Source organism: Streptomyces sp. NPDC034084 (assembly GCF_055575535.1).
Genome location: NZ_JBVISK010000008.1, coordinates 278,879 through 289,872, shown reverse-complemented (window position 1 = coordinate 289,872; position 10,994 = coordinate 278,879). Strand labels below are relative to the sequence as shown.

The 10,994-nt window shown below is 73.3% G+C and carries 11 protein-coding genes; 5 read left to right on the top strand and 6 right to left on the bottom strand.

Features of this window, described 5'->3' with window-relative positions:
* Positions 1–46 precede the first annotated feature (46 nt).
* Entirely contained in the window at positions 47–655 is a 609-nt protein-coding gene (locus tag ACZ51I_RS28025; protein WP_468881151.1) for a GNAT family N-acetyltransferase, read from the top strand.
* Positions 656–725: 70 nt separating this feature from the next.
* Here ACZ51I_RS28025 and helR read toward each other — a convergent pair whose 3' ends face one another.
* Positions 726–2,876: an RNA polymerase recycling motor ATPase HelR gene (helR, locus tag ACZ51I_RS28020; protein ID WP_468881149.1), complete on the bottom strand. Its 2,151-nt coding sequence runs from the start codon at positions 2,874–2,876 to the stop codon at positions 726–728.
* Between the two features lie 260 nt (positions 2,877–3,136).
* Here helR and ACZ51I_RS28015 point away from each other — a divergent pair, with 260 nt between their 5' ends.
* The 3 genes from ACZ51I_RS28015 to ACZ51I_RS28005 all read left to right on the top strand — a co-directional run bounded on the left by ACZ51I_RS28015 (position 3,137) and on the right by ACZ51I_RS28005 (position 4,658).
* The gene (locus ACZ51I_RS28015; protein ID WP_468881147.1) at positions 3,137–3,598 is read left to right on the top strand and encodes a hypothetical protein; all 462 of its coding nucleotides are present in this window, start codon (positions 3,137–3,139) and stop codon (positions 3,596–3,598) included.
* A 71-nt stretch (positions 3,599–3,669) separates the two neighbouring features.
* Positions 3,670–4,311 (top strand): RNA polymerase sigma factor, encoded by a 642-nt coding sequence (locus ACZ51I_RS28010; RefSeq protein ID WP_468881145.1) that lies wholly within the window; start codon positions 3,670–3,672, stop codon positions 4,309–4,311.
* Positions 4,308–4,658: a hypothetical protein gene (locus ACZ51I_RS28005; protein WP_468881142.1), complete on the top strand. Its 351-nt coding sequence runs from the start codon at positions 4,308–4,310 to the stop codon at positions 4,656–4,658. Before ACZ51I_RS28010 ends, ACZ51I_RS28005 begins: the two co-directional genes overlap by 4 nt.
* A 55-nt stretch (positions 4,659–4,713) precedes the next feature.
* Here the strand turns inward: ACZ51I_RS28005 and ACZ51I_RS28000 are convergent, their stop codons facing one another.
* The 4 genes from ACZ51I_RS28000 to ACZ51I_RS27985 all read right to left on the bottom strand — a co-directional run bounded on the left by ACZ51I_RS28000 (position 4,714) and on the right by ACZ51I_RS27985 (position 9,505).
* Complete coding sequence (locus ACZ51I_RS28000) at positions 4,714–5,103, bottom strand: LppU/SCO3897 family protein (protein WP_468881140.1); 390 nt, start codon at positions 5,101–5,103, stop codon at positions 4,714–4,716.
* 127 nt (positions 5,104–5,230) lie between these two features.
* The gene (locus tag ACZ51I_RS27995; RefSeq protein ID WP_468881137.1) at positions 5,231–6,787 is read right to left on the bottom strand and encodes a protein kinase domain-containing protein; all 1,557 of its coding nucleotides are present in this window, start codon (positions 6,785–6,787) and stop codon (positions 5,231–5,233) included.
* Positions 6,784–7,386, bottom strand: coding sequence for a hypothetical protein (locus tag ACZ51I_RS27990; RefSeq protein ID WP_468881130.1), 603 nt, complete (start codon positions 7,384–7,386; stop codon positions 6,784–6,786). Before ACZ51I_RS27990 ends, ACZ51I_RS27995 begins: the two co-directional genes overlap by 4 nt.
* 73 nt (positions 7,387–7,459) lie before the next feature.
* The gene (locus ACZ51I_RS27985) at positions 7,460–9,505 is read right to left on the bottom strand and encodes an N-6 DNA methylase (RefSeq protein ID WP_468881128.1); all 2,046 of its coding nucleotides are present in this window, start codon (positions 9,503–9,505) and stop codon (positions 7,460–7,462) included.
* A gap of 169 nt (positions 9,506–9,674) precedes the next feature.
* Here ACZ51I_RS27985 and ACZ51I_RS27980 point away from each other — a divergent pair, with 169 nt between their 5' ends.
* Entirely contained in the window at positions 9,675–10,376 is a 702-nt protein-coding gene (locus ACZ51I_RS27980; protein WP_468881125.1) for a hypothetical protein, read from the top strand.
* A gap of 192 nt (positions 10,377–10,568) precedes the next feature.
* Here ACZ51I_RS27980 and ACZ51I_RS27975 read toward each other — a convergent pair whose 3' ends face one another.
* On the bottom strand, positions 10,569–10,991 hold the full coding sequence (locus ACZ51I_RS27975; RefSeq protein WP_468881123.1) for a hypothetical protein: 423 nt from the start codon (positions 10,989–10,991) through the stop codon (positions 10,569–10,571).
* Positions 10,992–10,994 lie beyond the last annotated feature (3 nt).

The window sequence follows — 10,994 nt, the reverse complement described above, 5'->3', positions numbered from 1 at the left end:
GTCGAGGCCCCACCCCCGCCCCGACCAAGATCATCGCGGGTACAGAATGACCCCTATGCCCCTTGCGAACACACCGAAGACGGCCACGATCGACGACGCCCGCACGGTCAGCCGCACGCTGGCCTCCGCCTTCGGCGACGACCCGATGATGCGCTGGTTCTTCCCCGACGACGCCTCTCGCGAGACGGACCTCGGCCGCTACTTCACGACCCTCTTCACCCGGCAGTACGGCCTCCACGGCGTCTGCGAGCGCACCGACTCGGCCGCCGCCTTCTGGGTGGCGCCCGAGGGCGCGGACAAGGCCGTACCCGACGCGGAGACCGTGCAGGAGCTCGTGGAGATCCTCGGCGACCGCGCCCCGGTCTTCCGGGAGGCCGTCATGGCCGCCGCCGAGCACGGGCCGACCGAACCCCACTGGTACCTCGCGGTCATCGGCGCCGACCCCGCCGCCCGGGGCCGGGGCCACGGCTCCGCCCTCCTCCGCTCCGGCCTCGCCAAGGCCGACGCGGCGGGCCTGCCGGTCTACCTGGAGTCCTCGAAGCCGGACAACCTCCCGGTCTACGAGCACTTCGGCTTCACCGTCCGCGACGAGTTCTCCCTGCCGGGCGGCGGCCCGGTCCTGTGGTCCATGAAGCGGGAGCCGCAGGCGGGCTGACGCCGTTCGGCACCGCGGCCTCCGCCCACCGCGGCCTCCGTCCACCCCGGGCGGAGGCCGCTCCGTACGGTCAGGCGCTCGTCAGGATCACCAGACGCTGGGTCGCGCGGGTCATCGCCACGTAGCGGTCGACCGCACCCTCGATGCCCTCACCGAAGGAGTCCGGGTCGACGAGGACGACCAGGTCGAACTCCAGGCCCTTCGCGAGCGACGGCGTGAGCGAGCGGACGCGGGGGCGCTCGCGGAAGGCGGGTGCGCCGATGACGCAGGCCACGCCCTCGGCGTTCTCGTCGAGCCAGGTGTCGAGGATCGCCTCCAGGTCCGCGGCCGGGGCGTGGGCGACCGGGACGCCGTTGCTGCGGATGGACGTCGGGACGTTCGCGTCGGGGAGGGCGGCGCGGATGACGGGCTCGGCCTCCGTCATGACCTCTTCCGGCGTGCGGTAGTTGATGCTCAGGGACGTCATGTCGATACGGTCGAAGCCGACCCGCTCCAGGCGCTCCCGCCACGACTCGGTGAAGCCGTGCCGGGCCTGCGCGCGGTCGCCGACGATCGTGAAGCTCTTCGACGGGCAGCGGAGCAGCAGCATCTGCCACTCCGCGTCGGTCAGTTCCTGCGCCTCGTCCACCACGATGTGGGCGAACGGCCCGTCCAGCGGTTCCACTTCGGCTGCCGGCAGGGCGCTCTCGTCGACCAGGGTCTCCTGGAGGTCCTTGCCGTGCAGCATCGTGACCGCGCCCTCGCCGTCGGGGTCGGCCGCGACGATGCTGTCGATGACCCCCGCCATGCGCGCGCGCTCGGCGGCGACGGACGCCTTGCGCCGCAGCGCCAGCCGGGCCGTGGCCGGGTCGCCGAGCCGCTGCCGGGCCGCGTCCAGGAGCGGCAGGTCGGAGACCGTCCACGCCTGGCCGTCCGCCCGTCGCAACCGCTTCACCTCGTCGGGGGTCAGCCAGGGCGCGCACATCCGCAGGTACGCGGGGACCGTCCACAGGTCGCCGACGAGGTCGGCGGCCTCCAGCATCGGCCACGCGCTGTGGAGCGCCCCGGACAGCTCCCGGTCCTGGCGCAGCGATTTGCGGAACTGCTCCTCCGGGACCTCCTCGCCGTCGTACTTGTCGAACAGGATCGAGACCAGGTGCTCCCAGACCTGCTCGCGCCCCTCGTTGTGCGGGGTCCCCGGCTCCACCGCGTCGAAGGCCTCCGCCCAGTCGGCGGCGGTCAGCCGGATGGCCGACCAGTGCGTGGAGACGGTCATGTCCTCGGTGGGCGGCTCCTCGTAGAACGCGACGGCCTTCTCGATCGCCTCCACCATGGCCCGCGAGGACTTCAGGCGCGCCACCTCCGGGTCGCTCTCCGCCGGCGCCTTCGCCCCCTCGGCCACCAGGTCGCGCACGGTGCAGGTCCGTACGCCCTCCTCGCCGAGGCTGGGCAGGACGTCGGCGACGTAGTTCAGGTAGGGCTGGTGAGGGCCGACGAACAGCACCCCGCCCCGGCGGTGCCCGAGGCGCGGGTCGGCGTAGAGGAGGTGCGCGGTGCGGTGCAGGGCGACGACCGTCTTTCCCGTACCGGGGCCGCCGTCGACGACGAGGGCGCCGCGCGAGCCCGCGCGGATGATGGCGTCCTGGTCGGACTGGATCGTGGCGAGCACGTCCCGCATCCGGGGCGAGCGGTTGCCGCCCAGGCTGGCGATGAACGCGGACTGGTCGTCGAGCGCGGCATGCCCTTCGAGGCCCTCGGCGGTGAACACCTCGTCCCAGTAGTCCGTGATCCGGCCACCGGACCAGCGGTAGCGGCGGCGGCTCGCCAGGCCCATGGGGTTCGCGTGCGTCGCCGCGAAGAAAGGTTCCGCCGCCGGGGAGCGCCAGTCGATGAGCAGCCGGCGGCCGGTGCTGTCGGTGAGGCCGAGCCGCCCGATGTACACGGGCTCCGGGTCGTCCGCCCCGACCACCCGGCCCAGGCACAGGTCCAGGCCGAAGCGGCGCAGCGTCCGCAGGCGGCCGGACAGCCGGTGGATCTCCGCGTCCCGGTCCATCGCCTCCCGGCCGACACCGCCGGGCGCCCTCCGCTCGGCGTCGAGGCGCGCCGACAGCTCGGCGATCGTCTCGTCGAGGCACTTCGCGATGTCCGCGAAGTGCTGCTCGTCGCCCGCGATCAGCGCCGGGGCGGCCTTGGGGGAGAGGTTGCCGGACAGATCGAACACACCGGCAATAAGGGACGTCATGTAGGGGAACTCCCGATTTCTCATCTTCTGGCTTCGAGGAGCGATTCTGCGCCACGGAGGGGGCCTTGCCGCAAGCCCCCCTGTGCGCTATACGTTGAGAGTGCGAGAGGTGCGTGTTTCCCTCTCGCTTCTTTCTTGTGGGGGAAATTTCCCGGACCCGGTTCGCAACCTCGGGCGGTGCCGCACGTCTGGTGGGTTGAAGGCGCCCTTCATCCGATGTTCCAGACCGTGTTCCGACACTTCCTCGGGAGAACCCACCCATGTCCAGCCACGCCAGGCGGAACTACCGCCCCCGCCCCCGGATCCTGGGCCTCGTCACCGGTGCCGCGCTGCTCCTCGGCGGCGGGTTCGCCGCGCAGGCCGTCGCCGACCAGGCCCCGAAGCCGGCCCCCGCCGCCCCGGAGGCCGCACCCGCGGCGCCGAAGCCTGTGGCCGCGCCCAAGCCGGAGGCCCGGCCGGCCGCGCCGGAGGCCGCGCCCGCCGCGCCGAGGCCGGCCACCGCGCCGAGGCCGGCCACCGCGCCAAGGCCGGCCACCGCGCCCCGACCGGCTCCGGCGCCCGCCGCGCCGAAGGCCGGCGCGCCCCGGCCCGTCCCCGCGCCCGCGCCCGCCGCGCCTCGGCCGGTCGCCGCGCCGAAGCCCGCGCCCGCCCCGGTCCCGGCTCCCGCGCCCGCGCCCGCGCCCGTCGGTGACGAGCCCCGCGTGATCGCGCCCGGTAAGTAGCGCCGCAGGGTGAGCGGGCGGGCCCGCCCCCGGGTCCGCCCGCTCGCCCCCTCCCCGACGGATCGAGGCCCATGCCGTACGCCCTCCCCCTGACCCTGGCGCCACCCCGGTGGTCCCGGCTGCTCGCGCGCGTCTCCCGTGCGGCCCGGGACGCGTTCGTGCCCGTACCGGAACGGCCTCTGCGGGCCGTCGGCGCTCCGTACGGCGACGGGCCCGCGCCCACCCTCACCGAGCTCTACCAGGCGCGGCGGCTCGACATGGTGCGGCTCGCGCTGTTCCTGGTGGACGACCTGCCGACCGCCGAGGACGTCGTGCAGGACGCGTTCGCCGCCGTGTGCCGGGCCTACGGCACCTCGCTCGACGGACTCCAGGACCCCGGGGCGTACCTGCACACCGCCGTCGTCAACGCGGCCCGCTCCGTGCTGCGCCGGCGCCGCACCGCGCGCGCGTACACCCCGCCCCACCCCGGCACCGGCGCGCCCGTCGAGGAGGGACTGCTCCTCGCCGAGGAGCACCGGCAGGTCCTCGACGCACTGGCGGAACTGACGCGCAGGCAGCGCGAGGTGCTGGTGCTGCGCTACTGGTCGGAGCTGACGGAGGCGCAGATCGCGCAGACCCTCGGGCTCTCGCGCGGCACGGTGAAGTCCACCGCGAGCCGCGCCCTCGACGCCCTGGAGAGAAAGCTCGGGAAGGGACTGGAGGCGGGCCGATGACCTCACCCGTCGAGGAACGGCTGCGCGCCGCGCTCGCCGCCCGCGCCGCGCTCGTCACCTACCGCGACCTGCGCCGCGACCCGCCTCCGCAGGGGCGCCGCCGGGGGACGCGCCGGGTCCGCGCGGTCGTCTTCGCGGCGCTCGGGACGGCCGCAGCCGTGGCCGCCGTGTGCGTCCTCCTCCTGCTCCCGCACGGGCCCGCGAACCCGGACCCGGTGCCGCCCGCCCGCACCCCGGAGCGCACGGGCGCGCCCCCTGCGCCCTCACCCGTCCCGGAAACCCCTGACTCCCCGGGCGTCCCCCCTGCGCCGGTGGTCTCAGCGCCCCGGCCGCTGGAGTCGCCCTGACGCGGAGAAGGGCCGGAACCCGTGGGTTCCGGCCCTTCTCGCGAGTGGCGCGCGCCTACTTCGCGGCGACCTCGTCCATGCACAGGACGAACTTGTCCGACTTCAGCTCCTGCGCGAGCGCGACCTGGCCGACCTCGCCGCACTTCTCGACGTCGAAGGTGCCGTCGACCACCTTGACGACCTTGAAGAGGTCGGCCTTGCCGGAGGAGCAGTCCGCGCTGTCGACCTTCGGGTCGTTGTCGGGGCCGCTGACCGTGACGCACTCGCCGGCCTCGGCGTGCACCGGCGCGTCGCCCGTGAGGTACGGAAGGCCGAGCTTCACAGCGAGGGCGACGACGATCGCGACGATGACGCCGCCGACCTTCTTGAGGAAGGTGCCACCCTTCTTGGCGGGGGCGGCAGGCTGCTGCTGCTCAGGGGCGGGGGGAGCGGACGGCGTCGTCATCTGGAGTTCCTTGGGGACGTGAACATGATCAGACGCGAACGTTACATGCGCCAAAACAGGCAAAAGGGATCACGAAGATCTGCTAGGTGATCAGTTGCCGAGTCGTGATCCTGGCGTCCCGCCCTGTTCACGGACCGAGCCGGCGCTGATGGTCCAACGCCCGCCGCAAGTCGACCGGAAGCGGGTGATACGGGCCGTAAGCGCGCTCCGCGTCGAACAGCAGCCGCTGGAGCTCCTCCTGCCCGGCCGTGTGCCGGCCCGCCGCCAGGAGCAGCAGCCCGATCCGCTGCCGGATGTCGAAGGCGCGCGCCAGGTCCCGCTCGTAGTACGGCAGGACCGCGCGGAACTCCGCGAGCGCGGCGTCCGTCTCCCCCAGCTGCTCCAGGCAGAGCGCCGCGTCGTGGCGGAACTGCAGGAACTGCGGGTCCGCCGGGCCCGCCTCCGCACCCCGGTCCTCCGCGAGCCGGCGCAGCTCCGGCAGTGCGCGCCGGTACTGGCCGTCGTCCATCAGCGTCGACGCGTACTGCTTGCGCAGGATGCGGACGACCGGTGACCGCTCGCCGTGCTCGGCCGCCGCGGCGGGCAGGATGGCGCCGAGCATGTCGACGGCCTGGGTGAGCGAGCCCTCCCCGAGCAGCCGTTTCACCTCCTCGACGGCCGCGGCGACGTCGGGACGCGCGGGCGCCCCGCTTCCGTACACCCGGGGGTCGGTGCGGGGATCGGCCCGCGGAGGCGTCACCGGCACCGGCGGGACCACCGCGGCCCGCGTCGCCGACCGCTCCGGCCAGGGCGCGTGCGGGCGCAGGAACGGCCGGGTCGGGTCCATCGGCCCCGCCGGGGCCCCGCGCGCGGGGAGCAGCGGCAGCAGGTGCTCGTACACCTCGTGCGCGCCGGACGGCCGCGCCTGCGGGTCCTTGGCGAGCAGCCGCAGGACCAGCGCCTCGAGCACTTCGGGGACCTCGGGCCGCAGCTGCCGGAGCGGCGCGGGCGGCTCGTACAGGTGCCGGTGCAGCACGCCGAGCGCGGTGGAGCCAGCGAACGGCACGTCCCCGCTGAGGAGTTCGTGGAGCAGGACCCCCAGCGCGTACAGGTCGGTGGACGGGCCGACGGCGCCGCCCATGGCCTGCTCGGGCGCCATGTACGCCGGGCTGCCGATGGGCGAACCGGTCTGCGTGAGCCGGGTGGTGTCGGTGTCCAGGACGGAGGCGACGCCCAGGTCGAGGACGGTCACGGTGCCGTCCGGGCGGATCATCACGTTCCGCGGCTTGAGGTCGCGGTGCACGATCGGCACCGCGTGCACGGCGGCGAGCACCGCGCAGAGCTGCGCGGCGACGCTGACCGCCCACTCCCAGGGGTACGGGTCGTGCTCGGCGAGGTGGTCGGCGAGGTCCGCGCCCTCCACGTACTGCATGACGAGGTAGAGGTCGTCGCCGTCGCTGCCCGCGTCGTGCACGGTCACCAGGCCGGGGTGGTCGACCTGCGCGGTCACCCGGCACTCGCGCACGAAACGGCGCCGCAGCTCCTCGGCGGCGGTGGCCGGTCCCGTCATGGTGGCCGGCCGGAGCAGCTTCACCGCGACCCGGCGGTCGAGGCGTCCGTCGTACGCCGTCCAGACCTGGCCCATCCCGCCCTGGCCGATGACGGTGGAGAGCTCGTAACGCCCGCCGATGACCCGCCCGTTCACGCGCGACCGTCGTCTTCCCTCTTGTACCGCAGCAGGTCGCTCAGCTCGTCGAGCTCGGCGCGGACCTGGTCGATGCGGGGCGCCTGGGCGGGCACGGACGGAGGGACCAGCGGCAGCGGCGGGGCGGACGCGTACGGGCTCGGGCCTCGGCCGGGGCCCGGAACCGGGCGGGGCGCCGTGACCTCTCCCGGCGGATAGCCGTAGCCGGGAGCGAGGTACGGATACGGGGGCGCTCCCGCTGACGGAACCATGACCACGACCGGGGCGGGCTGGTGGTGGCGGATGTCGACCACCAGGAAATAGCAGGTCACGAGCGCCATCTGCACGAGGAGGACCACCATGCCGGCAGTGTTCATCCACGTGCCGGTGAACCGCTGCTCCAGTGGCACCACACAGGCGATGTTGAGGGCCAACTGACCCCAGAAGAGAGCCCAGTCCCGACCTGCACGCCGCATGATCGCGATCCGGAGCATGGCGACCCAGGCGAGGAACCCCAGGGACAGGATCACCAGGACCGTGATGAGCACGCGGACGGTGATCGTGGCCGCCGACGGGCCGGCGGCCCGCGACGGTGTGGGTGTGGGCACCTGGCCGTGCATACGACGCTCCCCCGGACGGATGATCAGGCTAAGAGGATAGGACGGTCTTCACCGGGTCTCCATGCCCCTGTCGTCACCCGGGCTCCACGCTGCCGTCGGCAAGACCGTCGTACAGGCCCTGGACGAGCTGCTCGCCGAGGCGGGTGGCGAGACGCAGGGCCTCCTCGAACTCCGCGAGGGACTTGAACTGGGCGCCGTGGCGGCGCTGGTCGACGAGGGGCAGCCGGGGCAGCTGGAGGCGGCGCACGTCAAGCCGGGTGGCGGTCGAGGCGAAACTGCTCGCCTGCCGGTTGTTGGCGGTTCCGCGCAGGAAACCGGCGAGGAACCAGGGGTCGAGGGCGGCCGGATCGGGCCGCAGCAGCTGGAGGTTGCGGCCGAGGGCCGCGCCCGCGGTGGCGGCGTCCACGACCCGGGTGACGGAGCCGCCGCCGAGGACGGGGACGACGACATCGCCCTCGGCCACGAGGACGGGTTCCTCGGCCGGGCCGCCGGCGGGCAGGGTTCCGGAGGGTGCGCCGCCGGACAGGACGTCGTGCTCGGTTAGGACGGGGAGGGCGTCGCCCTCGGGGGCCGTGCCGGAGCCGCCGGTGCGGAGCTGGAGGGCTCCGGTACGGGCCAGTTCGCCGACCGTCGTCAGGGGGCGGGGTCCGGAGCGCGCGGGGACGGGGGTGGGGGTGAGGCTCCGGGTGCGGCGCAGGGTCTCGTCCAGGCGGTCGCGGACGGAGGCGAGTTCGGGGGCGGTGCCACCTGCGGCGGGGGCGGTGAGATAGCGGGCGGGGGCGAGGTCGACCTCGTCGTCGAGGAGTTCGATGACGGGGACGGCGCGGGCCACGGGCTCCTCGCCGCCCCGGGCCTCCCAGGCGTCGAGGACCGTGTTCCGGAGGGTGGTCCAGGGGAGCTTGTCGCGGCCGGCGTCGGGGACGAGCCCGGCGGTGTCCACGAACAGGGTCTCCGCCGGGGGCCGCTGTCCGGTGCCTGGCCGGACGAGGACCCAGAGGTGGAGCGGGATGCCGTACGGGGGCGCGGCGCCGGCCGGGAGGGCGACGACGGCCCGCAGCGCGCCGCGGCGCAGGAGGTCGGCGCGGATGCGGCGGCCGGAGCGGCGGGAGGCGACGGCGGGCGGCATGAGGAGGACCGCGGCCCCGCCGTCACGGAGTCGGGCGAGGGCGTGCTGCACCCAGGCCAGCTCGGATTCCGTGCGGGCCGGGAAGCCGTACTCCCAGCGAGGGTCGTAGGCGAGCTCGTCGTGGCCCCAGGTCCGTTCGTTGAACGGGGGGTGGCACAGGACGGCGTCGGCGGCCAGGTCCGGGAAGGCGTCGGCGCGGAGGGTGTCGGCGGTGGCGCAGCGGATGTCGGCATCGCCGTGGAGGGCCAGCCGCAGGGCGGTGAGAGCGGCAAGGTCGGGGTCGGTGTCCTGGGCGTACAGCGCGGTGGGACGCGGGACGGCGCGCAGCAGGCCACCGGTGCCGGAGGCCGGATCGACGACGTTGGCGAGGGGGCGGCCGTCGGAGGCCGCGGCGGCCGCGAGCTCTGCCATGAGTTCGGCGAGCGGGGGTGGGGTGAGGGTGTACTGCCGGGGATTGGCGTCCAGGTGGCGGCCGAGCAGGAACTCGAAGGCCGGGCGGACGCCGCCGAGCTCGGCGGCCAGCTCGACGGCGGCGCGGAGCAGGGGGAGGGCGGTCGCCGTCTCCGCCGGGGTGGGGGTGCGGACGGCCCTCGGCACGCCGAAGCGGACGGCGAGGACCTCTTCGAGGGCGTCGGGCAGAACGTCGCCGAGCCGGTCGTCGGGAAGCCCGGCGAGTCCGGTCCAGGCACCCGGCCGCTCGCGGAGCAGGAGCAGGACGCAGCCGGTGTGCACGAGACCGGCGACGGTGCCGGCGGGATGGCTGGCGAGCTGCTGCCAGACGCGCTCACGGAGCGGGACCTCGGCGAGTTTGCCCTGGTCGCGCAGCCACTGCTCGACCTCGCCGAGGGCGAAGGAGGGGCTGGTCTCCGTCCCGCCGACGGGCTTGGGGAAGTCGGCGTGGCGGCGGCGCCAGTTGCTGACGGCGGCCCTGCCGACGCCCGCCAGCCGGGCGATGCCGGCGGCGGTGACCTCTGTCGTGCTCTCTTCGGGCACCTGTCCGTCTCCCTCGTACGCGTGTGAACACACCGATCTTACCGCTCACACCGGTTCACGGCATGACCGGACTCGAACCTTGTGAATGATGTTGACTCGGTTCACAGGGTCTGCTGTGATTACGTCATCGAACACGGAGTCCTTACAGCGCCCGGAAGGTGCAACAGCCATGTCTCAGCAGCAGCGCAACTGGTTCGCCCGCCACAAGGTCCTCACCGCCGTCGGCGCGGTCGTCGCCGTCGTCGTGATCGGCGCGGCGGTCGGCGGGGGCGGTGACACCGACTCTCCCAAGGCCGGCACGAAGCAGGAGCAGTCCGCGAAGCGGGGCGGCGACAAGAGGGCCCCCGAGTCCAAGGACCCCGGGAAGAAGGTCGTCACGATCGACGGCGACGGCGATTTCGAGGCGGGCACGGACGTGAAGCCCGGCCTCTACCGCTCCACGGGCAACAAGGACGCCGAGTGCTACTGGGAGCGCGCCAAGAGCGCCTCCGGGGACGCGGACTCGATCCTCGCCAACGACAACGTGACGGGCACCAGCTACGTCGAGATCAAGAAGTCGGACAAGCTCTTCAAGTCCTCCGGCTGCGGAACGTGGGAGGCCGTCGACCCGAAGGCGACCGGCACCCCCAAGACCACGCTCAAGGGCGACGGCGGCATGTTCAAGGTGGGCGTCGACATCGCCCCCGGCACGTACAAGTCCACGGGCAACAAGGACGCCGAGTGCTACTGGGAGCGCGCGAAGGACGCGAGCCACGACACGGACGCGATCCTCGCCAACGACAACGTGACGGGCACGGCCATCGTGAAGGTCACCGCCTCCGACGCCTACTTCAAGTCGTCGGGCTGCGGCGACTGGGCCAAGACGGGCTGACGCACTGCCCTGCGGCCCGCGAGGAACGGGAAAGCCGGGAAGTCGATCCCCCTGCTCGGGCCCCTTTCATCCGCTGACGCAACCGCCGGACGACGCAGCGCCCCCATCGACACCGCTGCCGATGGGGGCGCTGCTCTCAGACGTCGGACATCAGGCGGAGGTGAGGGTCACTCTGGTCCCTCCCGCATTCGGCTAAGCGCCGGCTCGCTCCAGGACATCCAGGTCACCTTCGCTGGAGACCACCACGATCCACGCTCGATCCTCTGCGAGGAAGTAGTGATGCTCCGGCACCTCAAGGAGTGCAGCCGTGACCGAAGCGGCTTCGCTTTCGGCGAAGCGCACGCCGTAGGGAGAAAGTCCGTCTCCCACGTGCTCGACCACCGATCCCGGCCTGACTCGTGCACAGATCTCCCTGGACGCACTCGCCGCGAGCAACTGCTCGTCGTCGATGTTCCAGTGCTGGTGCTTCCCCTCCACGCGGCGCCAATCGATCTTGCCGCCCGAGAAAGGGAAATGGAGCTCCAGCCAGTCGAACACGGCCGAGTCGCTTGTTCTCTCCAGGGAATCCAGAGGTGGCACAGAGAACACCTCGTCCTCCCAGTAGTCACCAGACAATCT